General features: G+C 65.2%; 25 protein-coding genes. 7 read left to right on the forward strand and 18 right to left on the reverse strand.

What is annotated here, in order from left to right; genetic code table 11:
• Positions 1–20 precede the first annotated feature (20 nt).
• From BZL41_RS24565 to BZL41_RS24580, 4 genes are read right to left on the reverse strand one after another with little or no spacing between them, the layout of a single operon-like run.
• On the reverse strand, positions 21–1,010 hold the full coding sequence (locus BZL41_RS24565) for a DUF4340 domain-containing protein (RefSeq protein WP_095601682.1): 990 nt from the start codon (positions 1,008–1,010) through the stop codon (positions 21–23).
• 10 nt (positions 1,011–1,020) lie between these two features.
• Positions 1,021–2,856 (reverse strand): Gldg family protein, encoded by a 1,836-nt coding sequence (locus BZL41_RS24570; protein WP_095601683.1) that lies wholly within the window; start codon positions 2,854–2,856, stop codon positions 1,021–1,023.
• Between the two features lie 2 nt (positions 2,857–2,858).
• Positions 2,859–3,593, reverse strand: coding sequence for an ABC transporter permease subunit (locus tag BZL41_RS24575; protein ID WP_095601684.1), 735 nt, complete (start codon positions 3,591–3,593; stop codon positions 2,859–2,861).
• Positions 3,590–4,513: an ABC transporter ATP-binding protein gene (locus BZL41_RS24580; RefSeq protein WP_095601685.1), complete on the reverse strand. Its 924-nt coding sequence runs from the start codon at positions 4,511–4,513 to the stop codon at positions 3,590–3,592. The genes BZL41_RS24575 and BZL41_RS24580 overlap by 4 nt, the downstream gene beginning before the upstream one ends.
• Positions 4,514–4,739: 226 nt before the next feature.
• Between BZL41_RS24580 and plsB the strand changes: the two genes are divergently transcribed.
• The 3 genes from plsB to BZL41_RS24595 all read left to right on the forward strand — a co-directional run bounded on the left by plsB (position 4,740) and on the right by BZL41_RS24595 (position 8,436).
• Entirely contained in the window at positions 4,740–7,226 is a 2,487-nt protein-coding gene (gene plsB / locus BZL41_RS24585) for a glycerol-3-phosphate 1-O-acyltransferase PlsB (RefSeq protein WP_095601686.1), read from the forward strand.
• Between the two features lie 90 nt (positions 7,227–7,316).
• Positions 7,317–7,994 (forward strand): DUF4197 domain-containing protein, encoded by a 678-nt coding sequence (locus BZL41_RS24590; protein ID WP_095601687.1) that lies wholly within the window; start codon positions 7,317–7,319, stop codon positions 7,992–7,994.
• Between the two features lie 16 nt (positions 7,995–8,010).
• The gene (locus tag BZL41_RS24595; protein WP_095601688.1) at positions 8,011–8,436 is read left to right on the forward strand and encodes a group II truncated hemoglobin; all 426 of its coding nucleotides are present in this window, start codon (positions 8,011–8,013) and stop codon (positions 8,434–8,436) included.
• A gap of 2 nt (positions 8,437–8,438) precedes the next feature.
• Here the strand turns inward: BZL41_RS24595 and BZL41_RS24600 are convergent, their stop codons facing one another.
• Genes BZL41_RS24600 through BZL41_RS24610 form a run of 3 tightly spaced genes read right to left on the reverse strand, consistent with a single transcriptional unit; the run spans position 8,439 to position 12,957 of the window.
• A complete protein-coding gene (locus BZL41_RS24600) occupies positions 8,439–8,762 on the reverse strand; it encodes a hypothetical protein (RefSeq protein ID WP_095601689.1) in 324 nt (107 codons plus the stop codon).
• A gap of 17 nt (positions 8,763–8,779) precedes the next feature.
• Positions 8,780–11,848 carry an efflux RND transporter permease subunit gene (locus tag BZL41_RS24605; protein WP_095601690.1) on the reverse strand — a complete coding sequence of 1,023 codons (3,069 nt, stop codon included), beginning with the start codon at positions 11,846–11,848 and terminating at the stop codon, positions 8,780–8,782.
• A gap of 5 nt (positions 11,849–11,853) precedes the next feature.
• Positions 11,854–12,957 (reverse strand): efflux RND transporter periplasmic adaptor subunit, encoded by a 1,104-nt coding sequence (locus BZL41_RS24610; protein ID WP_095601691.1) that lies wholly within the window; start codon positions 12,955–12,957, stop codon positions 11,854–11,856.
• Positions 12,958–13,051: 94 nt separating this feature from the next.
• Between BZL41_RS24610 and BZL41_RS24615 the strand changes: the two genes are divergently transcribed.
• The gene (locus BZL41_RS24615) at positions 13,052–13,687 is read left to right on the forward strand and encodes a TetR/AcrR family transcriptional regulator (protein WP_095601692.1); all 636 of its coding nucleotides are present in this window, start codon (positions 13,052–13,054) and stop codon (positions 13,685–13,687) included.
• A 6-nt stretch (positions 13,688–13,693) separates the two neighbouring features.
• Here BZL41_RS24615 and BZL41_RS24620 read toward each other — a convergent pair whose 3' ends face one another.
• From BZL41_RS24620 to ppc, 7 genes are all read right to left on the reverse strand, one after another.
• On the reverse strand, positions 13,694–14,473 hold the full coding sequence (locus BZL41_RS24620; RefSeq protein WP_095601693.1) for a class I SAM-dependent methyltransferase: 780 nt from the start codon (positions 14,471–14,473) through the stop codon (positions 13,694–13,696).
• Positions 14,474–14,528: 55 nt separating this feature from the next.
• Entirely contained in the window at positions 14,529–15,221 is a 693-nt protein-coding gene (locus BZL41_RS24625) for an extensin family protein (protein WP_095601694.1), read from the reverse strand.
• 36 nt (positions 15,222–15,257) lie between these two features.
• Positions 15,258–16,127 (reverse strand): DUF72 domain-containing protein, encoded by an 870-nt coding sequence (locus BZL41_RS24630; RefSeq protein WP_095601695.1) that lies wholly within the window; start codon positions 16,125–16,127, stop codon positions 15,258–15,260.
• Complete coding sequence (locus tag BZL41_RS24635) at positions 16,127–16,468, reverse strand: hypothetical protein (RefSeq protein ID WP_095601696.1); 342 nt, start codon at positions 16,466–16,468, stop codon at positions 16,127–16,129. Before BZL41_RS24635 ends, BZL41_RS24630 begins: the two co-directional genes overlap by 1 nt.
• A 154-nt stretch (positions 16,469–16,622) precedes the next feature.
• Entirely contained in the window at positions 16,623–17,300 is a 678-nt protein-coding gene (gene tsaB, locus BZL41_RS24640; RefSeq protein WP_095601697.1) for a tRNA (adenosine(37)-N6)-threonylcarbamoyltransferase complex dimerization subunit type 1 TsaB, read from the reverse strand.
• 120 nt (positions 17,301–17,420) lie between these two features.
• Complete coding sequence (adk, locus tag BZL41_RS24645) at positions 17,421–18,068, reverse strand: adenylate kinase (RefSeq protein WP_095601698.1); 648 nt, start codon at positions 18,066–18,068, stop codon at positions 17,421–17,423.
• 189 nt (positions 18,069–18,257) lie between these two features.
• Positions 18,258–20,894, reverse strand: coding sequence for a phosphoenolpyruvate carboxylase (ppc, locus tag BZL41_RS24650; RefSeq protein ID WP_095601699.1), 2,637 nt, complete (start codon positions 20,892–20,894; stop codon positions 18,258–18,260).
• A 225-nt stretch (positions 20,895–21,119) separates the two neighbouring features.
• Between ppc and BZL41_RS24655 the strand changes: the two genes are divergently transcribed.
• The 3 genes from BZL41_RS24655 (at position 21,120) to BZL41_RS24665 (ending at position 22,928) form a co-directional block, all read left to right on the forward strand.
• Entirely contained in the window at positions 21,120–21,464 is a 345-nt protein-coding gene (locus tag BZL41_RS24655; RefSeq protein ID WP_095601700.1) for a pilin assembly protein, read from the forward strand.
• Between the two features lie 238 nt (positions 21,465–21,702).
• Positions 21,703–22,098 (forward strand): DUF4398 domain-containing protein, encoded by a 396-nt coding sequence (locus tag BZL41_RS24660; RefSeq protein ID WP_095601701.1) that lies wholly within the window; start codon positions 21,703–21,705, stop codon positions 22,096–22,098.
• A 44-nt stretch (positions 22,099–22,142) separates the two neighbouring features.
• Entirely contained in the window at positions 22,143–22,928 is a 786-nt protein-coding gene (locus BZL41_RS24665; protein ID WP_095601702.1) for an OmpA family protein, read from the forward strand.
• A 39-nt stretch (positions 22,929–22,967) separates the two neighbouring features.
• Here BZL41_RS24665 and BZL41_RS24670 read toward each other — a convergent pair whose 3' ends face one another.
• Genes BZL41_RS24670 through BZL41_RS24685 form a run of 4 tightly spaced genes read right to left on the reverse strand, consistent with a single transcriptional unit; the run spans position 22,968 to position 25,442 of the window.
• Positions 22,968–23,483, reverse strand: coding sequence for an O-acetyl-ADP-ribose deacetylase (locus tag BZL41_RS24670; RefSeq protein WP_095601703.1), 516 nt, complete (start codon positions 23,481–23,483; stop codon positions 22,968–22,970).
• Positions 23,480–23,806 carry a hypothetical protein gene (locus tag BZL41_RS24675; protein ID WP_095601704.1) on the reverse strand — a complete coding sequence of 109 codons (327 nt, stop codon included), beginning with the start codon at positions 23,804–23,806 and terminating at the stop codon, positions 23,480–23,482. Before BZL41_RS24675 ends, BZL41_RS24670 begins: the two co-directional genes overlap by 4 nt.
• A gap of 8 nt (positions 23,807–23,814) precedes the next feature.
• Positions 23,815–24,696, reverse strand: coding sequence for an alpha/beta hydrolase (locus BZL41_RS24680; protein WP_095601705.1), 882 nt, complete (start codon positions 24,694–24,696; stop codon positions 23,815–23,817).
• Entirely contained in the window at positions 24,696–25,442 is a 747-nt protein-coding gene (locus BZL41_RS24685) for a TIGR00266 family protein (RefSeq protein ID WP_084336778.1), read from the reverse strand. The genes BZL41_RS24680 and BZL41_RS24685 overlap by 1 nt, the downstream gene beginning before the upstream one ends.
• Positions 25,443–25,450 lie beyond the last annotated feature (8 nt).

The following is a 25,450-nucleotide window of genomic DNA, read 5'->3' on the forward strand; positions in this document are numbered from 1 at the left end:
GCACGGGGCCTCCAAGCATTTCAAGGGGTCTTTTCGGGTAACAAATCCTTCAACTTCTTCGCCATCGCCTGGTACTGATAAGGCTCCAGACGGTAGGTCCAATCCGCCTTCGCGGGTACCTCCGTCTCGGACAGACCTTCGCGTTCCGGCAACGTCAGCCAGTGCTCTCCGCCCTGTGCATAAACGGCGCCCTTGAGCCGTCCGCCGGCAAAGGTGGCGAGCGTGAACTCCAATTCCGGCTTGCCCTTGAACTGCACTTGGGTCAGCGGGGCGGCTTCGGCGAAGTCCAGGCGAGAGAGCGGCATGACCATACCGTTGGCAACCGCCTCGTAGGCCAGCCGCTGGCCCTGCGGCATCTGCCGGACCTTGAGGTTGGGCTCGTCCTTGCTCTCGCGGAACAGCGTCAGCTGTTCGCCACCGGCATGGCGCAGGTCGAACTCGCGGATGTCGCCGAAGGGGATCACCGTCACCCGCCGGTCGAGCCAGGCCAGCTCGTTGGCCGGCATCTCGATGCTCTGGTTGACCATCCACACCTGCGGGTCGCCGGCCAGACGCACCATCTGGCCACGTCCCTGGGGAGCCGCCTTGCCGATCAGCAGGCGCACCGGCTCACCGGTGCCGCGCTCCAACGTCACCCGAATGGCCTGCTCGTCCTCCTTGCCCTGCTCAGCCACACCGAGGCGGCCGTGGAACTCGGGGTTGCGGGTCTTCGCCTCGACCTTGCGAGCCTCGTTCAAGGCACGCAGCAGCTCGGCCAACGGTTGCCCGGCGGCCGGGTAGTCCGACTTAGCCGGCACCACCCAGGCGCCGTCCTTGCGTGCCAGACGCACCAGCGGCTGGCCGGGACGCTGTACCTCGATGGCACTGACCTCGTTGAACTTGCCTTGCAACATCGGCAACAACGGTTCCTGGGCGGTAGCCACCGGCTGCGGTTCGCGCTGCAGCCAGAAGAAGGCGATCAACAGCGCGGCGGCCAGCAAGGCCAGGAACGACAGACTTCTACGACTCATGGATTCCTCCTCAAGCCTGACGGCGGCGGCGCCACACCCAGAGGGCCAACACGGCAAGCGTCAGCACGAGGGGCACCAGTGCGATATTGACGAACTTCAGGGTGCGGCCCAGCTTCTCGATATCCGCATTCAACTGGTAACGCACCTCGCGCAGCTCCTTCCGGATACGAACCTTTTCCTGGAGGAACTGCTGCAACGTGGTCTGCTGTTCCGGCGTCAATTCCAGCACCTTGGCCGGGTCGTCACTGCGCTGCAGGGCGGCCAGCTTCTGTTCGGTATCGGCGAGGCGCTGCTGCAGGACCTGCTCCTTCTCGCGGAACTTGACCTCGGCGTCGCGCTGCAAGGCTTCCACCACGGTGAAGGGCCGGGTGAAACGGCCACGGGAACGCACGCTGATCAGCGCGTCCGAGCCGGCCAGATTATCCAGCGCGTTGATGGCGAAACCGGCGTTATCCGCCCAAGGCTGCGGGATGCGCTGGCCGAAGAAGTCCTGCACCTGCACCCACATGCGATCGGTCAGCAGGTCGGTGTCGGCCACCGCGATCACGTTGATGTTGGCCGCCTCCTTGAGCCCGTCCTTGCGGCCTTCGATGCCGTCTGGAAAGGCGCTCTTCGCAGGACCGCTGACGCGTGCGGCAATCGCATAGCGCTCGCCGGTGGGGTTCAGCTCGCGGATCAGCTCCTCGGGGTTGCTCAACATGGCGAAACGCTGGGCGTCGAACGGCATGGCGTATTCGGAGCTCTGGATCAGCGGGGTGAAGTGGGTCTGGGCTCCCTCCACCGGCTCCAGGATGCCGGCCGTGGCGACCGTGACAGTCTCCAGGCCCGAGGTGCTGACGTCATTCTGGTCGAGGGCCTTCTGCGGCAGGTTCAACCAGGCCGCATGGCGTACCGGGCGCTGGCCCTGCCCCATGCTTACGGCCATGGCGTAGGAGCCGTCGCCGAGCACCTTGCCAGGCATCAAGCGCAGCCCCCAGGCCTTGAACAGAGGCTCCAGGTCGGAGGATTTGTCGCCGGCCATCTCGCCGGGCATCTCCATGCCGTTGTCCGCTTCGCTGTACGGATCGACGAACACCAGCAGCTTGCCGCCGCGCAGGACGAACTGGTCGATGGCGTAAAGGGTCTGCTGCGGCAGTTGCTTCGGATGCACCAGCCAGAGCACGGAAACATCTTCCGGGATTTGGTCGATATCGTTTTTCAGGCTTTCGATCTTGAACAACTGGCGCACTTCTTCCATCAGCATCCACGGTGGTGTCGGCTGACGGCTCATCATGTCGAAGCCACCGTTCATCTGCAGGCCGGACAACACTCCCACCACCGGCCGGTCGGGCTTGGCCAGGCTCTGCACCAGGCGGCTGATCTCATATTCGAGGAACTCTTCCTGGTCCATTGGGAAGAACGGAATGATCTGCACGCCGTCCAGGCTGTTGGTCCCGGCCAGGCCAAAGTAGACCTGCTCGCCGCCCTGGTTCAGCGGTACCGCCTGCAGGCCGAACTCCGCCGCCTTGTCTTCGTCTTCCGAGAACGGCTCGGGATCGACGATATGCAGTTTGATCTTGCCGTCGGCGGCACGCTCGTAGGCCTTGAGCATCTCTTCCACGCGCTTGGCGTAGTTGCGCAGGGTCACCAGGTCCTTGGCGGTCTTGTCGGAGTAGAAGAAGTACAGGTTGATCGGCTCGTCCAGCTCATCGAGGATGCGCCGGGTACCGTCGGAAATGGTGTAGAGCTTCTGCTCGGTCAGGTCCAGCCGCGCATCGGTGAACGCCAGGCTGGACACCATGTTGAAGGCGAGGAAGGCCAGGGCGATCAGCAATAGCCCGGCGCCGGAATACAGGAGTCTCTTCATGTTCAGTCAGCCTTCTTCAGATCGACCACCACCGCCGTGGCAGCCAGCCAGGCGGCGATCAGGGTGACGAAATAGAGCAGGTCGCGCAGATCGATCACGCCCTTGCTGATGGCATCGAAGCGGATCAGAAAGCTCAGCGACGACACCGCATCGAGCAGCCACTGCGGTGCCCAGGCGTTGAACGCGTCCAGCACCAGCGGGAATCCGCTGACGATGAACAGGAAACACACGCTCACCGCCAGGATGAAGGCGATCACCTGGTTCTTCGCCAGCGCCGACATGCAGGAGCCGATCGCCAGGTACGAACCGGCCAGCAGCCAGCTACCGATGTAGGCGGTGACGATGGCGCCGTTGTCCGGCTCGCCCAGGTAGTTGACCGTGATCACCATGGGGAAAGTAAGCAGCAGTGCGATGCCGGCAAACGCCCAGGCGGCAAGGAACTTGCCGGTAACCGCCTCGAAGCGGGTGATCGGTAGCGTCATCAGCAACTCGATGGAGCCGGATTTGCGCTCCTCCGCCCAGAGGCGCATGGCGATGGCCGGCACCAGGAACAGGTAGAGCCAGGGATGGAAATTGAAGAACGGCGACAGGTCGGCCTGGCCGCGCTCGTAGAAGCCGCCCAGGTAGAAGGTGAACACCCCGGACAGCACCAGGAAGATGACGATGAACACATAGGCCAGCGGGGTCGCGAAGTAGCTCGCCAACTCGCGCTTGAAGACGACGGGTAGCTGTTTCATGCCGCTTCTCCCCGGGTCAGGGTGCGGAACACCTCATCGAGGCGCCCACGCTCCACGTCCAATTCCTTGATTTTCCAGCCGCGCTCGCGGATCAGATCGTTGACCTGCGGGAAGATCACCTCGCCCGGCTTGGCCAGCACCGTCAAGCTGTTGGCGATGCCGCTCTCTTCGATGCCTGCCACGCCCGGCAATGCCGCCAGCGCCGCGGCGTCCAGCGCATCCTCGGCCACCAGGGTCACCGCCTGGTGATAGCGCGAACGGCTCTCCAGTTCGAAGGGCGTGCTGTCGGCCACCAGCCGCCCGCCGGCGATCACCACCGCGCGGGTGCAGACGGCGGTCACTTCTTCGAGGATATGGGTGGAGATGATGACGATCTTGTCCTTGGCCAGGCTCTGGATGAGCTGGCGGACCTGATGTTTCTGGTTGGGGTCGAGGCCATCGGTGGGTTCGTCGAGGATCAGCACCTTGGGATCGTGGAGGATCGCCTGGGCCAGCCCGACACGACGTTTGAAGCCCTTGGACAGCGTCTCGATGGATTGTTCGAGGACTTTTTCCAATTCCACCAGGGCGACGGCCTTGTTGACCCGCTCCTTCTTCTCGGCACCCCGGAATCCCCGCACCTCGGCGATGAATTCGAGGAAGCCGCGCACCGTCATATCGCCGTAGCAGGGCGCACCTTCCGGTAGATAGCCGATCTGCCGCTGGGCCTGGAGGGTCTGGGTCTGGATATCGAAACCAAGGATGCTGGCAGTGCCCGAGGTCGGCGCGAGGAAGCCGGTGAGCATCTTCATGGTGGTGGATTTGCCGGCGCCGTTCGGGCCGAGGAATCCCAGCACTTCTCCCTGCTGGACTCGGAAGGACAGGTTGTCCACCGCGGTATGCTGCGCGAAACGCTTACTTAGATGACTGATCTCGATCATGGCCTCTCACCATTCCGGTCAAGACCCTTCCGTTCGCCAGGACGGCACCGGACGGGCCCTCTGCAACGACGCCGGACTATATGGGGGCACCCGCGGCCATTGCAAGACGCCCGGCGTGAAGCGAGTTGCAGAATGTTTTCAGTGATTTACAGGTTTTTTGCGGCTCACTGACGGATACGGCACACTAGCCGCCCCGAGCTTCGCTCGACACCGTCACCCGATCCGTATGACCCGCTCCCCGTTTCGCCGTCTCGCCTTCGGTACCCTGCGCCGCCTGCTGTATCTCTGGGTGCGCTCGGAAACCATCAACCAGTCGGCCTTTTCCCTCAAGCTCGACCGCAGCAAGCCGGTGTTCTACGTGCTGCAGCAGCCCTCGGTCAGCGACCTCGCGGTGGTCGATACGGAATGCACCAAGGCCGGTCTGCCGCGTCCGGTGCTGCCGGTGGCGGTGGGTGGGCACATCGAGCCTGCGGCCTTCTTCTATTTGACTCCGGCGCCCGGCTGGCTCGGCCGCCAGGGCAAGCGCGGTGCCTCGCCGACGCTGGTGCGGCTGGTCAATGCCCTCGGCCAGCACAGCGTCGAGGACGCGCAGATCGTCCCGGTCAGCGTGTTCTGGGGCCAGTCGCCGGATCGCGAGACCAGCCCCTGGAAACTGCTGTTCGCCGACACCTGGGCGGTCACCGGGCGCCTGCGCCGGCTGGTGAGTATCCTCATCCTCGGCCGCAAGACCCGCGTGCAGTTTTCCACACCCATTCACCTGCGCGAGCTGGTCGAGCAGGACAAGGGCGAGGAGCGCACCCTGCGCATGGTTCACCGCATCCTGCGCGTGCATTTCCGCAACCAGAAGACCGCCGTGATCGGCCCGGATCTGTCGCACCGGCGCAATCTGGTGAAAGGGCTGGTACATGCCCCCCTGGTTCGCCAAGCCATCCTCGACGAGGCCGAACGCGAGAAAATTTCCGTGGAAAAGGCCGAAGCCCAGGCCCTGCGCTACGGCAACGAGATCGCTTCGGACTTCGCCTACACCGCGATCCGTTTCCTCGAAGTGGTGCTGTCGTGGTTCTGGAACAAGCTCTACGAGGGCATTCGGATCAACCACATCGAGCAGGTGCAGAGCGTGGTGCACGGCCACGAGGTGATCTATGTGCCCTGTCACCGCAGCCACATCGATTACCTGCTGCTGTCCTATCTGTTGTTCCGCAACGGCCTGACTCCGCCGCACATCGCCGCCGGGATCAACCTGAACATGCCGGTGATCGGCGGCCTGCTGCGCCGGGGCGGCGCCTTCTTCATGCGCCGTACCTTCAAGGGCAACCCGCTCTATACCGCAGTGTTCAACGAATATCTCTATACCCTGTTCAGCCGCGGCTTCCCGGTGGAGTACTTCGTCGAAGGCGGCCGTTCGCGCACCGGCCGCATGCTGCAACCGAAAACCGGCATGCTCGCCATCACCTTGCGCAGCTTCCTGCGCTCCTCGCGCCTGCCCATCGTCTTCGTGCCGGTCTACATCGGCTACGAGCGGGTGCTGGAGGGCCGTACCTACCTTGGCGAACTGCGCGGCGCAGCGAAGAAGAAGGAATCGATCTTCGACCTCTTCAAGGTCATCGGCGCCCTCAAGCAGCGCTTCGGCCAGGTCTGGGTCAACTTCGGCGAGCCGATCAAGCTGGCCGACTTCCTCGACCGCGAACAGCCCGGCTGGCGCGAACAGGATCTTGGCCCACAGTACCGCCCGGCCTGGCTCAACGAGACCACCAACCGCCTCGCCGACCGTGTCGCCCAGCACCTGAACGAAGCGGCGGCGGTCAACCCGGTCAACCTGGTTGCCCTGGCACTGCTGTCCACCAGCAAGCTGGCGCTCGACGAGAAGGCTTTGGCGCGGGTGCTGGATCTCTATCTGGCGCTGCTGCGCCGGGTGCCCTACTCGGTCCACTCCACGCTGCCGGACGGCGATGGCCAGGCGCTGATCGAGTACGTCCGCAGCATGGATCTGCTCGCCGAGCAGAAGGACGCCCTCGGCCGCATTCTCTATCTGGACGAGCAGAACGCCGTCCTGATGACTTACTACCGCAACAACATCCTCCACGTCTTCGCCCTGCCGGCGCTGCTCGCCAGCTTTTTCCAGAGCAGCGCGCGGATGAGCCGTGAGCAGATCCTGCGCTACACCCGCGCGTTCTACCCCTACCTGCAATCGGAACTGTTCATCCGCTACGAAGTGGAAGAGCTGGATGCGGTGATCGACGACTGGCTGGCCGCGTTCGTCGACCAGGGCCTGCTGAAGTTCGAGAACGACGTGTTCGTGCGCCCGGCGCCCAGCTCGCGGCAGTTCGTCCTGCTGACCCTGCTGGCCCGCGCCATCGTGCAGACGCTGCAGCGCTTCTACATGGCCATCGCCCTGCTGATCAACGGCGGGCAGAACGCGCTGTCCGCCGAAGAGCTGGAGAATCTCTGCACCGTGATGGCCCAGCGCCTGTCGATCCTCCACGGCCTGAACGCCCCGGAGTTCTTCGACAAGAGCCTGTTCCGCCACTTCATCCAGAGCCTGCTCGACCAAGGCGTGCTGCGCCAGGACGAAGCCGGCAAGCTCAGCTACCACCCGCAACTCGGCGAACTGGCCGAAGGCGCGGCCAAGCGCGTGCTGCCCGCGGAAATCCGCCTGTCGATCCGCCAGGTGACCATGGAGCGTAGCGAGGACAGTGCCGAGGCCGTGGTCTGAGGCATCGTCGCTATTCTTGAGACTGGCACCGGTTCGCACCGGCGCCAGCGTCCGCTATGCTCGCCCCGACGCTTTTTCGAGGAACCCCACATGCTTCGCCTGACCACCCTGCTCGCCACGCTTACCCTCTCCGCCAGCGCATTCGCCTTGTCGCTCGCCGATCTCAGCCAGTCCGAAGCCAGCGGCGGTCTTAAGGATGCTCTCGCTCAAGGCGCCAAGGTGGCCGTGCAGCAACTCGGCAAACCCGGCGGGTTCAGTAACGATCCCGAAGTGCGCATCGAACTGCCGGGCAAGCTCGGCAAGGCGGCCCGCACCATGAAGATGATGGGTATGGGGGCGCAGGTCGAACAGCTCGAAGCCAGCATGAACAAGGCCGCCGAAGCGGCGGTGCCGGAAGCCCAGGCTCTGCTGCTGGATGCGGTGAAAAAGATGACCGTGACCGACGCCAAAAGCATCCTGTCCGGCCCCAACGACGCCGCTACCCAGTACCTGAACCGCACCAGCCGCGAGCAGATACGCGCACGCTTCCTGCCAATCGTGAAGAAGGCCACCGATCAGGTCGGCCTGGCCCAGCAGTACAACGCCTTCGCCAGCCAGGCGGCCACCTTCGGCGTCATCGATGCCAAGAGCGCCAGCGTCGAGGGCTACGTCACCGAGCAGGCGCTGAACGGGCTTTTCGAGGTAATCGCCAAGCAAGAGGCAAGCATTCGCCAAAACCCGGCTGGTGCGGCCACCAGCCTAGCGAAGAAAGTCTTCGGCCTGCTCTAACCGGAGCCTGGATGCGATGAGCGAACAGCCCGTCTATGGCATCGGCGATGCCTCCTACCGGGCCGCCGGCGGTATTGAGGGTCTGCGCCGGCTGGTCGACGAGTTCTATCGGCAGATGGACGAATGGCCCGAAGCCACCGCCTTGCGGCGCCTGCATCCCGAAGACCTGGCGCCGAGCCGCGACAAGCTGGCCAGCTTTCTCAGTGGCTGGCTCGGTGGTCCGAAGCTGTTCAGCGAGAAGTACGGCCCCATCGCCATTCCTTCTTTCCATGCGCAATGGCCGGTCGACGAGGCCTTGAGCGCGGCCTGGCTGGGCTGCATGGAGCGCGCCATCGGCAAGCAGGGCTATGCCCCGGACTTCGCCGACTACCTGTTGGCTCAACTACGGGTGCCGGCGCAACGCATCGTCCAGGCCAGCCGCAATCGGCATGGCCTGGACTGAGATCACGGCTGGATCTGCTTCCTTAGACGGAAGGCTTCCTCGCAACTGGGCAGGTCGTAGAACAGGTTCTGCGCTCTCGCCCCCGCGCCGAGACGCCCCCAACCGTAACCCCGGAAACTGCGTCGACACCACTCGGCTTCGCGTCCCTCGGAGATGCATTCCCGGATTTTTTCTTCCTGCACCTGTTTCAGCTTCTCTTCCCGCTCGACCACACAGCGCTCCTCCGCTTCCCGGGCGCGTTCGCGCGTGTCGTCGAGCTTCACCGCGCCAACCGGCAGCACGGTGAAGACCAGCGAAAATCCCAGCAACCACCCCTTCTTGTTCATCCCTGACATCTCCTTCGTCACGTTTCCTTCTTCACCCTGAACCAGGCGGCATACAGCGCCGGCAGGAACAGCAGGGTCAGCGCGGTGGCAACCACCAGGCCGCCCATGATAGCCACGGCCATGGGGCCGAAGAAGATGCTGCGCGACAGCGGGATCATCGCCAGCACCGAGGCCAGCGCCGTCAGCACAATGGGCCGGAAGCGGCGTACCGTCGCCTCGATGATGGCGTGCCAACGGTCCAGGCCGGCTTCGATGTCCTGTTCGATCTGATCCACCAAAATCACCGAGTTGCGCATGATCATGCCGGCCAGGGCGATGGTGCCGAGCATCGCGACGAAACCGAACGGCTGGCGGAACACCAGGAGGAACAGGGTCACGCCGATCAGCCCCAGGGGCGCGGTGAGGAAGACCATCGCCGAGCGCGAGAAGCTCTTCAGTTGTGCCATCAGGAGAGTCAGCACCACCACCACGAACAACGGCAGGCCGGCGTTCACCGATTTCTGCCCGCGCGCCGAGTCCTCCAGGGTACCGCCCACCTCCAGCAGGTAGCCGGACGGTAGTTTGGCGCGGATCGGCTCCAGGGTCGGGAGGATCTGGCCGACCAGCGTGGCCGGCTGCTCGGGCCCATAGATATCGGCGCGCACGGTGACATTGGGCAAACGGTTGCGATGCCAGATGATGCCTTCCTCGAAGCCGTAGTCGAAGGTGGCGATCTGCGACAGCGCAACGCTCCGGCCGTTGCTGGTGGGCACCGCCAGGCTCTGCAGCAGCGTGAGATCGTTGCGCTCGCGCGGCGTGCCGCGCAGGAGGATTTCGATCAGCTCGTTGTCTTCGCGATACTGGCTGACGCTCGATCCGGTCAGGGAGCTCTGTAGGAAGCGCGACACATCCGCAGTGCTGACGCCCAATGCACGGGCCCGCTCCTGGTCGATGTTCAGGCGTACCACCTTGCTCGGCTCTTCCCAGTCCAAGTGCACGTTCACCACGTAGGGATTCTCGCGCACCTTGGCCTCCACTTCGCGGGCCAAGGCACGGACCTCCTCGATGTGCTCGCCGGTCACGCGGAACTGGATCGGATAGCCCACCGGCGGACCGTTCTCCAGGCGCGAAACACGACTGCGCAGGGTCGGGAACTCCTCGTCCATGGTCTTGATCAGCCAACTGCGGATACGCTCGCGATCCTCGACGGTCTTCGCCAGCACGACGAACTGGGCGAAGCTGGCCGCCGGCAGTTGCTGGTCGAGCGGCAGATAGAAGCGCGGCGAGCCGGTACCGACGTAAGCCACGTAGTTGTCGACGCCCTCATGCCCGGCGATCAGCTTCTCCAGGCGCTTGACCTCGGCCTCAGTGGCCACCAGAGACGCGCCCTCGGCCAGCTTCAGGTCGACCATCAGCTCCAGCCGCCCGGAGGCCGGGAAGAACTGCTGCGGCACGAAACGGAACAGCACCACCGCCGCAACGAAAGCACCGACGGTGAGCAACAGCACCGTCTTGCGCCGCCGGACGCACCACTCCACCACCCGCCGGAAGCGCTGATAGAACGGCGTGGAGTAAGGATCATGCCCCTTGTCGCTGCCACCATGCTTCTCCGCATGGCGCTTGGCCAGGTCCGGCAGCAGCCGCTCGCCGAGGTAAGGTACGAACACCACTGCGGCTACCCAGGAGGCCAGCAGCGAGATGGTCACCACCTGGAAGATCGAGCGGGTGTATTCGCCGGTACTGGACTCTGCCGTCGCGATCGGCAGGAAGCCGGCAGCGGTGATCAGGGTTCCAGTGAGCATGGGGAAGGCGGTGCTGGTCCAGGCATAACTGGCCGCCTTGAGGCGGTCGAAACCCTGCTCCATCTTGATCGCCATCATCTCCACCGCAATGATCGCGTCATCCACCAGCAGCCCGAGGGCCAGCACCAGCGCGCCGAGGGATATCTTGTGCAGCCCGATATTGAAGTAATTCATGATGGCAAAGGTCATCGCCAGCACCAGCGGGATCGACAGCGCCACCACCAGGCCGGTGCGCAGCCCGAGGGAGAAAAAGCTCACCAGCAAGACGATGACCAGCGCCTCGGCCAGCACCCGGACGAACTCGCCTACGCCGGTCTTCACCGCCGCCGGCTGGTCCGACACCTTGCGCAATTGCATGCCGACCGGCAGGGTTTCCTGCAACCGGGCGAACTCGTGCTCAAGGGACTCGCCCAGGGCCAGGATGTCGCCACCCGCCTTCATCGAAACCGCCAGGCCGATGGCGTCCTCGCCCATAAAGCGCATGCGCGGCGCCGGCGGGTCGTTGAAGCCGCGGCGGACGTCGGCGACATCGCCGAGGCGGAAGGTGCGGTCGCCGACGCGGATGGGGAAATTGCGAATCTCCTCCACCGACGCGAAACGGCCGGACACCCGTAGCTGTACCCGGTCGCTGGTAGTTTCGAAGAAGCCGGTGGCCGCCATGGCGTTCTGCTCTTCCAGCGCCTGCTGCACTGCCTGAAGCGGCACGCCGAGGGTGGCCAGCTTGACGTTGGAAAGCTCGATCCAGATTTTTTCGTCCTGCAGGCCGACCAGCTCGACCTTGCCCACGTCCTTGACCCGCTGCAACTGGATCTGCAGACGGTCGGCATAGTCCTTGAGCACGGCGTAATCGAAGCCTTCGCCAGTCAGCGCGTAGATGTTGCCGAAGGTGGTGCCGAACTCGTCGTTGAAGAACGGCCCCTGGATATCCGGCGGCAAGGTGTAGCGGATATCGCCGACCTTTTTGCGTATTTGGTACCAAAGCTCGGGGATTGCATCCGAATGCATCGAGTCACGGGCCATGAAGGTCACCTGCGACTCGCCGGGACGGGAGAACGAGACGATACGCTCGTAGTCACCGGTCTCCATCAGTTTCTTCTCGATACGCTCGGTGACCTGCCGGGAGACCTCTTCGGCGCTGGCACCCGGCCAAAGGGTGCGGATGACCATGGCCTTGAAGGTGAACGGCGGGTCCTCGCTCTGCCCCAGTTTGGAATAGGACAGCGCGCCGACCGCGCCCATCAGCAGCATGATGTAGAGAACGATCTGGCGATTGCGCAGCGCCCAGGCGGACAGGTTGAAGCCCATCGCGGTCACTCCTTCGCCGCCAGTTCGACCACCCGGTTATCCCGGTCCACCGGCCGTACCGCCTGCCCCTCCCGCAGCAACTGGACACCCGCAGCCACCACCCAGTCGTCCACCGACAATCCTTCCAGGATCGGCACCCGTTTCTCGCCGAATGCCCCGGTTCGCACCACGCGCCGCTGGAGCGTGGAATCCTTGGGATCGACCACCCAGACGAACGGCCTGCCGCCTTCCGCACTCAGCGCCGACAGCGGCACCGACAGCGGAACGTCGCCGTTCACCTTGACGAATACTCGCGCACTCTGGCCCAGCTCGGCCGGTACCTTGCCTTCGGTGAAGGTCACCCGGGCGGCGAAGGTACGCGACTGCGGGTCGGCGGCCGGGGCCAGCTCACGAATGCGGCCGGGGAAGCGTTGATCGGGCTGCGACCAGAGTTCCACCGAAACGTCCTGGCCAATGCGGAAGCGCTCGAACACCTGCTCCGGCACGCTGAACAGCACTTCGCGCTCGCCATCGGCGGCCAGGGTGAAGACTGTCTGCCCGGCGGCGACCACCTGCCCCACTTCCACCTGGCGGCTGGCGATCACGCCATCCTGTGGCGCGCGCAGCACGGTGTAGGCGGCCTGGTTGCTGGCGACGTTGTATTCGGCACGGATCTGCTTCAGCCGGGCCTCGTTCGAGCGGTAGACGTTCTCCGCATTGTCGTACTGCGAGCGGCTGACTAGTTGGCGCTGCAACAGGGTCTTGTAGCGGTCGCGCTCGGCGCGGGCCAGTTGCAGGTTGGCTTCCGCCGCCGCCACCTGGGCACGGGTGGCCTCCAGTTGCAGGCGCACGTCCTCCGGGTCCAGTTCGGCCAGCGGCTGATCCTTTTTCACCCGCGCCCCGACGTCCACCAGGCGCTTGGCTACCTTGCCGCCGATGCGGAAGGCCAGCTCGGGTTCGTAGCGCGCCCGCACCTCGCCGGGGTAGGCTTCCATCGCTTCGGCCGCCGGCTTCGGCTTGACGACCATGGCCGGCCGGACCGGCTGCTTGACGGGCTCGCCGTTACCGCAGGCGACGAGGAGACTGGCAAGACTGAGAGACGCAGTGAGAGACAGGACATGGCGAAACATGGGCAGTGACCTTTCGCACAGAGCGGTTGGAATATTTATACTGCCGGGTATAGTAAAAATAGCAAACTCACCAGTCCAGTATTAAAAGAGCGGAATGTCTAACAATCTGTTACCACCCAGCGGCCCGGGCCGCCCCAAGGACCCGGCCAAGCGCAAGGCCATCCTCGAGGCGGCAAAGACTCTCTTCCTTCGTTACGGCTACGACGGCAGCAGCATGGACGCCATCGCCGCCGAGGCGGGCGTGTCGAAGCTGACGGTATACAGCCACTTCACCGACAAGGAGACACTGTTCTCCGCAGCGGTGAAGGCCAAGTGCGTAGAGCAGTTGCCCGAACTGCTGTTCGAGCTGCCGGAGGAAGTCCCGATCGAGACAGTGCTGCTGAACATCGGTCGCGGCTTCCATGCGCTGATCAACAGCCGCGAGTCCGTCGAGCTGCATCGGGTGATGGTCAACCAGGCCACATTGAATCCCAAGCTGTCGCAAATGTTCTTCGCCGCCGGCCCGCAGCAGGTGTTGGATGGAATGGAAAATCTGCTGAGGCGCGCCGACGCCGCCGGCAAGTTACGCGTGGAGAACCCGCACCGCGCCGCCGACCACTTCTTCAGCCTGATCAAGGGCAGCGCCAACTTCCGGCTACTGATCGGTTGTTGCGGCCCGCAGGAGGGCGAAGAAGCCGAGCATCACGTTCAGGATGTGGTGGCGATGTTCATGCGCGCCTACAAGCCCTGAGCGCGTTCAGACGGATAGCTTCTTCAGCGGATAGATGTCGTAGCGACTGGATTTCCCTTCCAGGGCATAACCGGGCTTCGGCCCGTCGATGATCGGAGCCTTGCGCGGCCGCTTCACCACCACCCGGTGGCTGGCCAGGGCCAGGGCGGCTTCCAGCAGGGCCGGTGCGTCCAGGTCGTCGCCCACCAGCGGGCGGAACAGGCGCATTTCCTTTTTCACCAGGGCGCTCTTCTCGCGGTGCGGAAACATCGGATCCAGGTAGACCACCTGGGGCGGCTCGCCGTCCCAGGCGTTCATCAGCGCGATGGCATCGCCAACGAGCAGACGCATCCGCGCCGCGATAGGGCCGACCTCCAGATCGCTCCGCGCCCGGGCGAGGCCATCCTCCAGCAGCGCGGCAATCAGCGGCTGGCGCTCGATTAGCGTCATCTCACAACCCAATGTCGCCAGCACGAAAGCATCGCGTCCCAACCCAGCCGTCGCATCGAGCACCACCGGACGCACGCCTGACTGGACCCCCACGGCCTTGGCGATCATCTGCCCGCTGCCGCCGCCATAGAGACGCCGGTGGGCCGCCGCCCCTTCGACGAAATCCACCTGCACCGGCCCTGGCGCCTGCGGGCCCAGGTCGACCAGTTGCAATCCCTGCTCCCCCAACTGGAGCGCGAAATCCGCCTCGCCTTCCAGCGGTAGCCCGAGGCGGCGGGCCCAGTCCAGCGCCCGCTCGGCCAGGGCGGGTTCCAGCGACTCGATACGGATACGTGTTGGCTGCGACGCTTCACTCATGCTGGATGACCCGGTGCGAACATGGACGAGGGCGGCATTCTGCCAGAGGCACCGGTTAACGGCACATCCGGTACAAGCCCATGTCCAGATGGAAATGATCATGGTGGGCGCGGTTGTAGTCCGGCCCCAATGTGGTGTTGAACGAGCGGCAAGCGGCGTCACGCACCAGACGCAAGAAGCGGGCGTCGCGGTCGTTCCCCTTCCAGTCCCGCGCCACGGTGATGCGTCGTCCGTCGCGCAGGCGGAAGCCGGCGATATCCAACGCATTGGCCCGGGCGTGCTGGCTGCGCCGATTGCTCTGTCCGATGTTGCGGCAGGCAAAGCTGCCGTAGTGCTCGATCTGCACCACCGGCTGTCCATAGACTTTCTGGGCGGCCGGCTGCAAACCATGATGTTCGAACAACGCATAGGCCACCGCCAGCGGGCAGGTGGCGATGAAACCGCCGTTGAAAGCAACGGCGCCACGCTGGATGCGGACGCTGTTCTCGATCGGGCAGTCCGGTGCCGGCAAGCTGTCCGGCACCGCCGCATAACGCAGCCCGGAGGTGGCGAGCGCCTGCTCGCAGAGTGCACGATTATCGCGCAAGCGCCAGAGCTTGAACGACGTCAGCGGATTGGGCGACTCGCGCACATCCAGCGGCGCCCATGGATTCCAGCGCGGCGGCAGGTCGATCCAGCCGCGCCAGACGGCCACAGCGGTCGCTCCGAGCAGGAGCACGACAAGAAGAAGGAAACGTCCGGCGTTCATGCCTGCTTGGGCAACGCCCCGGCGGCGGGGGTTCGGTTACAGCAGCCCGAGCTGCTCCACTTCATCTTGCCGCTTCGCCTCGGGCAACGCCGGCAGGCCGGGCAGGCGTTCGCTCAAGCGGGCATGGAAACGGCGAGCCAACTCCGGCGCGCGATGGTTATCCGGCGTGTGCAAGAACACGTAGGGCGTCAGCCCGTCCTCGATCCAACCGGCCACCTTGTCCAGCCAGGGCGTCATGAACGGGTCGTTGGCTTCCAGCTCCGGATGGCCGATGAAACGCAACTGAGGGAAGGCGGTGAAAGCTGCCGGGCGTGGCGGCACACGCGGCTTCTTCGCCTTGGCATGGAGCACCGCCAGCTCCTCCGACGTGCAACTGAAGAGTGCCCGCGAATCGAGACAGAGCCGCTCGACACCCCGGTCGCGCAGCAGGCGGTTGAGCGCCCGCTCCTCCTCGCCTTTGGCGAAGAATGCTTGATGGCGTACCTCGACCGCGAGCGGTGCATCGAAGGCATCGATGAACGCGTGTAGTTCGAACAAACGGGACGGGCCGAAGACCGCCGGCAATTGCAGCCAGAACGGCGCCACCCGTTCCCCCAGCGGACACAGCAAGGCGCGAAAGTCGACGGCCATGGCCAATTGATCGCGCAGGTCGTCGGCATGGCTGACGTCGCGTGGCAGCTTGGCGCAGAAGCGGAAGTCCGCCGGCATCAGCTCGGCCCAGCGACGAACGGTCTCCGCGGAAGGCTGCGCATAGAAGGTGGTGTTGCCCTCAACGGCATTGAAGACCTGGGAATACAGGGGCAGGAAATCGCCGGTGCGGGCATCGGCGGGATAAAGACCACCGCGCCAGGCCGGCTCGCTCCAGGAAGGACAACCGAGGAAATAGGGAAGTCGCGCCGAACTCACTAGGCGTACAGATCGAGACCGAGGACTTCCGGCGCGTCCACGTCGCTGGCGAAACTGGCGGTGGTGCTGTAGCTGGCCAGGGCCTGGGCGGCACGGCTGGTCATCGCACCGCGGTCGGTCGGCCCGTTAACCGGCACCGGCAAGCTTTCCGCGCTGGCAGAACCCGGCTGTACACGGCGCAGTTGGGGTGTCTGTTCGAACCCCTGGCTGGCGGAGGTGGGTGTCGGTTGCTCGCGGCGCTCCTCGATCTCGCGCTGGCTTTCGCGATAAGGCGTTACCGCGCTGCCCGGTCGGGGGCTGCGGTCCAGCGGATAGGAGGAAGTGAAACCGTCGATACGCATCTAATACTGCCCGGCGTGAGTGCAGGCAAATTTAGCGGTAGCCACACGGCTTGGCAATCGCATGATCGGGCTCCCCCGGCTCGACAGGATGAATGGCAGGCTCCCAATACTTGACCGGTCGCCCAGACAAAGGGTTCGGGCGAAGCATGGCAGCTCAGGGCGCGCTCTTGGGGGTAGCGACCTTGTCGCGCAGGTAGACCGGCTGCGCCTGCTCGGCCGGCACGCCTTCGCCCCGCGCCCAGGCGAAGCGGGCCAGGGTCAGCAGGTCTTCGGCATGGGGTAGCAGCCCAGCATCCTGCGCCGCGGGCACGAACGGCAGGCGCTGGCCGTAGCCCCAACCGGTGCCGGCGCCGAACCATTCGCCGGCGGCTTCGCGCGGCAGTGCGACCTGCTCGGGCGGCAGCACCGCCTCGACGCCGGCCAGGCACATCTCGCCGTCCTGCAACCGGTAGCAACCCCAGTAGACCTCGTCCATCCGCGCGTCGATGGCGGCTGCCACCTGCGCGACGCCGTGCTCGCGGTGGGCGCGCTGGGCCAGGATCGCCAAGTCGGACACCGGCAGGACCGGGCGTTCCAGGGCGAACGCCAGGCCCTGGACCACACCGATGGCAATGCGCACGCCAGTGAAGGCACCGGGACCGCGACCGAAGGCGATGGCATCGACCGCCGAAAGCGCCACGCCCGCGTCCGCCAGCAACATCTGGACCATCGGCAGCAGGCGCTGGGCATGCAGGCGCGGGATCACCTCGTAGTGACTGAGCACCCGTCCTCCATGCACGAGGGCGACGGAGCAGGCTTCGGTGGCGGTATCCAGGGCCAACAGAGTGGTCATCGAAACAATCCGGGGCGGGTGAAAAAGGGCGGGCATTATACCCTCGCCGGAGCACCGCTCGGCGACCTCCAGAAAGACGAACGGCCCGCAAGCGGGCCGTTCGGTGCAACACGGGAGCGATCAGCTCAGCGCGGCCAGTACCTTGGCGGTGATGTTCTCGACCGAACCGACGCCTTCGACACGGCTGTACGTCGGCTTGCCTTCGGCGGCAGAGAGCTTCTGGTAGAAGTCCACCAGCGGCTTGGTCTGGGAATGGTAGACGGACAGGCGGTGACGCACGGTTTCTTCCTTGTCGTCTTCGCGCTGGATCAGGTCCTCGCCAGTCAGGTCGTCCTTGCCGGCGATCTTCGGCGGGTTGTGCTCGGTGTGGTAGACGCGACCGGAAGCCGGGTGCACGCGGCGACCGGACAGGCGGCCGACGATCTCTTCGTCGTCCACGGCGATTTCAACCACGTGGTCGAGGGTCACGCCGGCCTGGCGCAGGGCTTCGGCCTGCGGGATGGTGCGCGGAAAACCGTCGAAGAGGAAACCGTTGGCACAGTCGGCCTCGGTGATGCGCTCCTTGATCAGGGCGATGATGATGTCGTCGGACACCAGGCCGCCGCTCTCCATCACGCCCTTGACCTGGACGCCCAGCGGCGTGCCGGCCTTGACCGCTGCGCGCAGCATGTCGCCGGTGGAGATTTGCGGAATACCGAACTTCTCGGTGATGAAGCGAGCCTGGGTACCTTTGCCGGCACCGGGCGCCCCCAGCAGAATCACGCGCATCGTTGTGCTCCTCAAGAATGAAAGAAATTCTCGGATTCGCCTCGTGGGGCCAATCTCAGTATTCGGTTTCGGCGGCCTGTGTACGGCGCGACCTGCGCGCTGCGGACACCCTGGCCCGACCAAAGGGTGTCCAAGATACACAGCGCACCGGGGCGGCACAAGCCACCGAAAGTCGGAGAAAAACGGGACTTATCCCGTATTGCGCAACCCCGCTGCGATGCCCGCCACACTCACCAGCAGCGCCTGTTCCAGGGCTCCGCCGGCCTCGTTCTCGCGCTGCCTGGAGCGGGCCAGAAGCTCGGCCTGGAGCAGGTGCAGCGGGTCCAGGTAGGTATCCCGGACGGTGATCGACTCGAGGGTCTCGGGGCTGTGGCTGAGGAGCCGGGACTGGCAGGTCAGTTTCAGCACGGCGCGTATCGCCTGCGACAATAGGTCGCGCAGGTGATCCCCCAGCGGTCGCAAGTCGGCATCTACCAGTCGCTCGTCATAGAGCCGTGCGATGGCTCCGTCGGCCTTGGCCAGGACCATTTCCAGCATGTCGATGCGGGTGCGGAAGAACGGCCACTGCTCGCGCATCTGCTCTAGGCGCTCGCCCTCCCCGCGCTCGATGGCGTTGTTCAGCGCGGTTTCCCAGCCCAGCCAGGCCGGCAGCATCAGGCGGGTCTGGGTCCAGGCGAAAATCCAGGGAATCGCCCGCAGGCTCTCCACGCCCCCTTCGCGGCGCTTGGCCGGCCGACTGCCCAGCGGCAAGCGGCCGAGCTCCTGTTCCGGCGTGGCTTGGCGGAAGTATGGGACGAACTGCGGGTGCTCGCGGACCACCGCCCGGTAGGCCGCCACGCCCTCGGCGGCGAGCCGGTCCATGAGGTCGCGCCAGGCCGGTTCGGGAGCCGGCGGCGGCAGCAGGGTGGCTTCCAGTACGGCGGCCAGGTAGAGGTTGAGGTTCTGTTCGGCGATGTCCGGCAGGCCGAACTTGAAGCGAATCATCTCGCCCTGCTCGGTGGTGCGGAAACGCCCGGCCACAGAACCCGGTGGCTGCGACAGGATCGCCGCGTGGGCGGGGCCGCCGCCGCGTCCCACGGTGCCGCCGCGCCCATGGAACAGCAGCAATTCGACGTCGTGCCGGCGGCAGATGTCCACCAGCGTCTCCTGGGCCCGGTACTGGGCCCAGGCTGCCGCCGTGGTGCCGGCATCCTTGGCGGAGTCCGAATAGCCGATCATCACCTCCTGCGGGCCATGCAGGCGCGCCCGGTAGCCGGGCAAGCCGAGCAGGCGGTCGATGGCCGGACCGGCGTTGTCCAGGTCCGCCAGGGTCTCGAACAGCGGCGCCACCCGCATCGGCCGGCGCAATCCCGCTTCCTTGAGCAGCAGTTGCACCGCCAGCACATCGGAGGGCGACCCGGCCATGGAAATCACGTAGGAGCCCAGGGAGGCGGCCGGTGCGGCGGCCACTTCGCGGCAAGTCGCCAGCACTTCGGCAGTTTCTGCCGAGGCCCGGAAATCCGCCGGCAACAGCGGGCGGCGGTTATCCAGTTCGTGCAGGAGGAAAGCGATGCGATCGTCTTCCGACCAGTCGGCATAACGGCCGAGACCAAGGTAGTCGGTGATCTCGCTGAGCGCCGCGGCGTGGCGAGCAGCGTCCTGGCGAATATCCAGGCGGACCAGGAACAGCCCGAAGGTGGCGACCCGACGCAGGCAGTCGAGCAACGGACCGTTGGCGATCACCCCCATGCCGCAGTCGTGCAGCGACTGGAAGCACAGCTCCAGCGGTTCGCGCAGTTCGCGGTTGTCCTGCAACACCGCGGGCGACGGCGCCAGATCCCCATGCAGGGCCGCTTCGGCCCAGGCGCGAGTTGCGCGCAGGCGTTCGCGAAGCTGCTTGAGCACGGCACGATAGGGTTCCGGGTTATCCCCCACCTGGGCACGCAACGCCGGACTGGCTTCCTGCATGGACAGCTCGGCGGCCAACTGATCGACATCGCGGAGATAGAGATCGGCCGCCATCCAGCGTGCCAGCAACAATACTTCGCGGGTGACCGCGGCGGTGACGTTGGGGTTGCCGTCGCGGTCGCCCCCCATCCAGGAGGCGAAGCGCACCGGCGCGGCCTCGAGCGGGAGGTGCAGGCCGGTGGCGGCATGCAGGGCACCGTCGACGCCACGCAGGAAGTTGGGCACCGCCTGCCACAGCGAATGCTCGATCACGGCGAAACCCCATTTGGCTTCGTCGACCGGCGTCGGCCGCACCCGGCGGATTTCCTCGGTGTGCCAGGCCTCGGCGATCAAGCGTTGCAGGCGCTCGCGGACTCGTTCGCGTTCGCCGGGGAGCAGGTCGCTGTGATCCTGGGCGGCGAGTTGGTCGGCGATGGCATCGTATTTCTGGATCAGGGTACGCCGCGCCACCTCGGTCGGGTGGGCAGTGAGCACCAGCTCGATGTCCAGGCGGCCGAGCTGCCGGGCCAGACTGTCGGCGCCGTGCCCATCGGCTTTCAGGCGTGCCAACAGTTCTGGAAGGACCCGTGCCTCGAACAACACCGGCTCGTCCGGCCGCCGCCGGCGGATGCGGTGGTACTGCTCGGCGATGTTGGCCAGGTTGAGAAACTGGTTGAAGGCCCGCGCCACCGGTAGCAGTTCGTCTTCGCCGAGCCCGTCCAGGGTCGCGGTGAGCTGCCGGGCGCCCTCCGCCGAACCCCGGCGAGCCGCCTTGGCGCCCTTGCGGATGCGTTCGATCTTGTCCAGGAATGCCGCGCCACGCTGGTCGCGGATACAGCTACCGAGCAATTCGCCGAGCTGGTGCACGTCCTCGCGCAGACGCGCGTCGATTTCCGCCATGCCGTTCTCCTTCGGATTGAACCGTTGGGCGCTTGCGAACAAGCGCAGAAACGCAGAGTCAGACTCAAGAGTGCCCAGAGCGCCACAGGCTTACAAGAGCGCGACTCATGAGCCAATGCGCGGGATAGAGCGCGCTAGGCTAACAGTAGGCCCTGACACGCCCCCACGGCCAGCCAGACGCCTGATACCGATCGGCAACCCGCCCCGGAAGAAGGAAGGTGTGCAATGAAGATTCGCGAGCTCATCCGCCATTGGGAGCAGAACGCCAAGGGCCGCCTGACACGCAGCCGCTATCAAATCCACCTCGACCTCGAATCGGCCGCCCGCCTGGCCGCCCTCGCCGAGATGTACCCTAAGCGCAACGTCGAAGAGCTGCTTGGCGAGCTGGTATGCGCGGCCTTGGAGGAGCTGGAAACCAGCTTGCCTTACGTCAAGGGTACCCAGGTAGTGGCCGTCGATGAACAAGGCGACCCGCTCTACGAAGACATCGGCCCGACGCCCCGCTTCCTCGCGTTGTCCCGCAAGTACCTGCACGAGCTGAGCCAGCAGCACGACAGCGCCAATCACTGACCTTCTCCCTGCCGTCCGCCCCGTCCGCCCGTGTCGGACGGGGCTCGCCATCTGCCCACCAGCGAAGCGGCAAGCCGCACTCCAGAGCGTCCCGCTGAATTTCTGACTGAACGATCTGTTTTTTTCACCGGTCACAAAAATAGGCGACCGGCCCTGCTGCTTCGCCGATCGCGTCGAGAAAACAGCCTTTCGATGGAGAGATGAAGTTCCAACGAACTGACTCACTGGAGGTGAATCCATGAAATCCAGCGCTACTTTTTCGCCCGCCGCGTGCCGGAACCTGAAGCTCGCCAGCCTGTTGCTGGGCGGCAGCCTTCTGTTGGCCGGCTGCGCCGGGAACCCACCGACCGAGCAATTCGCCGTGACCGAGTCCGTGGTCCGGGACGCCGAGAGTGCCGGCGGCACCCAATACGCCGCCGTGGAGATGAAGTCCGCCCAGGACAAGCTCAAGCAGGCCGAATTCGCCCTGCATGACAAGGATTACGAAAAGGCCAAAAAGCTCGCCGAGCAGGCCGAATGGGATGCCCGGGTGGCCGAACGAAAGGCTTTGGCCGCCAAGGCCCGCAAGGCCGTTGAGGATGCGCAGCAAGGTGTGCAGGAGCTGCGTGAGGAAAGTCTGCGGAACGCCCAGTGAGCGCGCCGTCCCTTCCGACTTCGCCAACGAAAAGGATAATTGCCATGCCTAGCAACCTGAGATTCCCGACCCTCCTGGCCTTGTGCGTGGGCCTCGCCGCCTGTGCCAGCCAACCCAACCAGACCTTGGAGCAGGCCCGCGGCAACTACGCCACGCTGCAGACCGATCCTCGAGCCAACCAACTGGCCGCGCTGGAGACCAAGAAGGCCAAGGAAATGCTGGACCAGGCCGACAAGGCCTACATGGACGACCAGGATGAGGAATACGTCGATCAGTTGGCCTACCTGGCCAACCGCAGCGTCGACGTGGCCAAGCAAACCATCGAGCTGCGCAGCGCCGAAAGCGAGCTGCAGGACGCCTCGGCCAAGCGTGCCGAGGCCCGCCTGCAAGCCCGCGACGAACAGATCCGCAAGCTGCAGGATCAGCTCCAGGCCAAGCAGACCGAGCGCGGTACGCTGGTGACCTTCGGCGACGTGCTGTTCGATCTCGACCGCGCCGAACTCAAGCCCGGCGGGATGCGCAACGTGCAGACCCTGGCGGAATTTCTCCAGCAGAATCCGGAACGCAAGGTGATCGTCGAGGGTTATACCGACAGCACCGGCTCGGACACCTACAACCTGGGCCTGTCGGAGCGCCGCGCCAATGCGGTGCGCATGGCGCTGGTCAAGATGGGCATCGCACCGGAGCGCATCGTCGCTCAAGGCTATGGCGAGGAGTATCCGGTCGCCGGCAACGACACGTCGGCCGGTCGCGCCATGAATCGCCGGGTCGAAGTGACCATCTCCAACGACGATAAGGCCGTCGCCCCGCGCGCAGCAATGGCCCGCTGAAAAAGGCGGTCGGGCTGTCCGGCTCTGCCGGACAGTCCGTCAGGCCGGGCCAATCCCGCTCAGCAACCGTTCGTACAACTCAGCCATATCCCGGGAGAACGCCACCAGCACGGCCTTTTCCAGGCTGCTGCCAGACTGCCGTGGCCGGCGCAATTCGCCGATGGCGATGGCCGCGGCCCGCTCCAACGGATAACCGTAGATGCCGCAACTGATCGCCGGAAAGGCAATGCTGGCCAGCCCGTGGGCTTCGGCCAGGGTCAGGCTGTTGCGGTAACAGGCCGCCAGGAGATCGGGTTCGTCCTGATTGCCGCCCCGCCAGACGGGGCCGACGGTATGGATGATATGGCGCGCCGGCAGACGGAAGCCGGGAGTCAGTCTGGCCTCGCCGGTCGGACATCCGCCCAGGGTCCGGCAATGCTCCACCAGCTCGGGACCGGCCGCCCGGTGGATGGCGCCATCCACCCCGCCGCCGCCGAGCAGCGACGAATTGGCCGCGTTGACGATGGCATCGACGGCCAGACGGGTGATGTCGCCTTGCCAAATCTCGATGTTCACTGGACCACCTGTGGCGTCTCCTGGCCCATGCAGCGCACCGCCTGCTTGCGGTTATCCACCAGTACACCAGTGAGGCCCTTCTGCTCGGTGTCGAAGAGCACCAGCACACCGTCGATGCACTGGGCGACCTGACGGGCGGGCTTGAGCGATACCTTGTAGTCCTCGCCCGGCACGGTCTTGAGCATGGTGAAGTCGGACAGCAGCAAGGCGTCCTCCTCCTTGGCGAAGTGCAGGTAGCCGTAGTACCAGAGCGCCAGGACGGTACCGATAACGCTGGCGACGGCGGTCAGGATCAGAGGAATGGGACTGCGTTCTTCGGTCATGGTGCCCTTCATTGCGGAGTATCGGGATCGGGAATTTCAGCCAGCCGGCGCAACCCGACGAACCCCTGCGGGTCGTCCAGGTAACGCAGCATCACCTCGCGCCAGACCGGCTGGGCGAAAGTGTGCACGTGCTCGCCGCGTGTCGGCTGGAACACCCGCGGCGGCGGCGCAGCTTGATACAGACGCACGCCGTTGGAAAGGGGTACCAGCGAATCGTCGAGGCTGTGGTAGATCAGCATCGGCACGCCTTCGAGCCGGGCGATGGACCGTACCGCGCTGTCGCCGTCGGGTACCAGCCAGGACAGCGGCACCTGCAGCGGCCAGGTCAGCCAGGCCGTGCCCAGGGTGTACTGCGCCACCTCGCGGTAGCTCGCCGGCACGCCATCCAGCACCAGCGCGTGCAGCCGTTCGCGGCGCTTGGGATGTTCCGCCAGGTAATGCAGCGCCAATGCGCCCCCGAGACTCTGGCCGAGTACGACCAGCGGCTTGCCCTGCACGTCCTTTGCCTGATCGAGCCAGGCAAAGGCGGCGTCGATGTCCTGGTAGACCGCCGGGAGCGAGGGCTCGCCTTCGGAGCGGCCGTAGCCCCGGTAATCCAGCAGCAGAACCTGGTAACCCTGCTCCGGCAGCCAGTAGCTGCCAGCGAGGTGCCAGGCCAGGTTGCCGCCATTGCCGTGAAGGTGCAGCACCGTGCCCTTCACTTCGGCGCCGGCCTTGGCTGGTAGCCACCAGGCGTGCAGGCGGGTGTCGTCGGCGGCTTCGAGAAACACGTCGCGATAGGCCAGCCCAGCCCGCTCCGGGGTGATCGGCAATCCTTTCTGCGGGTAGAACAACAGCGAGCTACAGCCCGCCAGGAGCAGCAGCATGCCAGCCAGCAGCGACCGTGGCATCACTGCCCTCCGGCGCGCACTTCCTCCCGCGCCTTGAAGGTCGCTTCGTAGATGCGCTCGGCCAAGCGCGAGAACGGCAGGCTCTGAATCCACACGGTTCCGGTGCCCTTGAGCGTGGCCAGGAGAATCCCCTCACCGCCGAACAGCATGCTCTTGAGCCCGCCAGCGAGTTGGATGTCATAGTCGATGCCGCGGCTGAAGCCGACCAGGCAGCCGGTGTCCAGGCGCAGCGTCTCGTTGTTCAATTCCTTGCGGATCACCGTACCGCCGGCATGCACGAAGGCCAGGCCGTCGCCTTCCAGCTTCTGCAGGATGAAGCCTTCACCGCCGAAGAACCCCGCACCCAGCCGCTTGTTGAAGCTGATGCCGATGGATGTGCCGTGAGCGGCGCAGAGGAAGGCATCTTTCTGACAGATCAGGCTGCCGCCGATCCGGCTCAGGTCGATGGGCACCACCGTGCCCGGATAGGGCGCGGCAAAGGCGACCCGCGCCTGGCTTTTGCCGGCGTTGGTGAAATGGGTCATGAACAGCGATTCGCCGGTAAGCATTCGCTTGCCCATGCCCCACAGTTTGCCCAGCACACCACTGGCGCTGCCGTCGCCCATGCGCGTCTCGAAGCGTACGCCGTCGGTCATGTAGTTCATCGCCCCGGCTTCGGCGATCACCGTCTCGCCGGGGTCGAGGATGATTTCGACGCTTTGCGCCGAAGCGCCGAGGATTTCGTAGTCAAGCTGATGGCTAGGCATGGAAGTAA

The organism is Pseudomonas sp. PIC25, from assembly GCF_002286785.1.
Classification (GTDB): domain Bacteria; phylum Pseudomonadota; class Gammaproteobacteria; order Pseudomonadales; family Pseudomonadaceae; genus Pseudomonas_M.

Excerpts from the sequence above, each read along its gene's own strand:
- BZL41_RS24565 (WP_095601682.1), bottom strand. The coding sequence starts at position 1,010 with ATGAGTCGTAGAAGTCTGTCGTTCCTGGCCTTGCTGGCCGCCGCGCTG.
- BZL41_RS24570 (WP_095601683.1), bottom strand. The coding sequence starts at position 2,856 with ATGAAGAGACTCCTGTATTCCGGCGCCGGGCTATTGCTGATCGCCCTG.
- BZL41_RS24575 (WP_095601684.1), bottom strand. The coding sequence starts at position 3,593 with ATGAAACAGCTACCCGTCGTCTTCAAGCGCGAGTTGGCGAGCTACTTC.
- BZL41_RS24580 (WP_095601685.1), bottom strand. The coding sequence starts at position 4,513 with ATGATCGAGATCAGTCATCTAAGTAAGCGTTTCGCGCAGCATACCGCG.
- plsB (WP_095601686.1), top strand. The coding sequence starts at position 4,740 with ATGACCCGCTCCCCGTTTCGCCGTCTCGCCTTCGGTACCCTGCGCCGC.
- BZL41_RS24590 (WP_095601687.1), top strand. The coding sequence starts at position 7,317 with ATGCTTCGCCTGACCACCCTGCTCGCCACGCTTACCCTCTCCGCCAGC.
- BZL41_RS24595 (WP_095601688.1), top strand. The coding sequence starts at position 8,011 with ATGAGCGAACAGCCCGTCTATGGCATCGGCGATGCCTCCTACCGGGCC.
- BZL41_RS24600 (WP_095601689.1), bottom strand. The coding sequence starts at position 8,762 with ATGAACAAGAAGGGGTGGTTGCTGGGATTTTCGCTGGTCTTCACCGTG.
- BZL41_RS24605 (WP_095601690.1), bottom strand. The coding sequence starts at position 11,848 with ATGGGCTTCAACCTGTCCGCCTGGGCGCTGCGCAATCGCCAGATCGTT.
- BZL41_RS24610 (WP_095601691.1), bottom strand. The coding sequence starts at position 12,957 with ATGTTTCGCCATGTCCTGTCTCTCACTGCGTCTCTCAGTCTTGCCAGT.
- BZL41_RS24615 (WP_095601692.1), top strand. The coding sequence starts at position 13,052 with ATGTCTAACAATCTGTTACCACCCAGCGGCCCGGGCCGCCCCAAGGAC.
- BZL41_RS24620 (WP_095601693.1), bottom strand. The coding sequence starts at position 14,473 with ATGAGTGAAGCGTCGCAGCCAACACGTATCCGTATCGAGTCGCTGGAA.
- BZL41_RS24625 (WP_095601694.1), bottom strand. The coding sequence starts at position 15,221 with ATGAACGCCGGACGTTTCCTTCTTCTTGTCGTGCTCCTGCTCGGAGCG.
- BZL41_RS24635 (WP_095601696.1), bottom strand. The coding sequence starts at position 16,468 with ATGCGTATCGACGGTTTCACTTCCTCCTATCCGCTGGACCGCAGCCCC.
- tsaB (WP_095601697.1), bottom strand. The coding sequence starts at position 17,300 with ATGACCACTCTGTTGGCCCTGGATACCGCCACCGAAGCCTGCTCCGTC.
- adk (WP_095601698.1), bottom strand. The coding sequence starts at position 18,068 with ATGCGCGTGATTCTGCTGGGGGCGCCCGGTGCCGGCAAAGGTACCCAG.
- ppc (WP_095601699.1), bottom strand. The coding sequence starts at position 20,894 with ATGGCGGAAATCGACGCGCGTCTGCGCGAGGACGTGCACCAGCTCGGC.
- BZL41_RS24655 (WP_095601700.1), top strand. The coding sequence starts at position 21,120 with ATGAAGATTCGCGAGCTCATCCGCCATTGGGAGCAGAACGCCAAGGGC.
- BZL41_RS24660 (WP_095601701.1), top strand. The coding sequence starts at position 21,703 with ATGAAATCCAGCGCTACTTTTTCGCCCGCCGCGTGCCGGAACCTGAAG.
- BZL41_RS24665 (WP_095601702.1), top strand. The coding sequence starts at position 22,143 with ATGCCTAGCAACCTGAGATTCCCGACCCTCCTGGCCTTGTGCGTGGGC.
- BZL41_RS24675 (WP_095601704.1), bottom strand. The coding sequence starts at position 23,806 with ATGACCGAAGAACGCAGTCCCATTCCTCTGATCCTGACCGCCGTCGCC.
- BZL41_RS24680 (WP_095601705.1), bottom strand. The coding sequence starts at position 24,696 with ATGCCACGGTCGCTGCTGGCTGGCATGCTGCTGCTCCTGGCGGGCTGT.
- BZL41_RS24685 (WP_084336778.1), bottom strand. The coding sequence starts at position 25,442 with ATGCCTAGCCATCAGCTTGACTACGAAATCCTCGGCGCTTCGGCGCAA.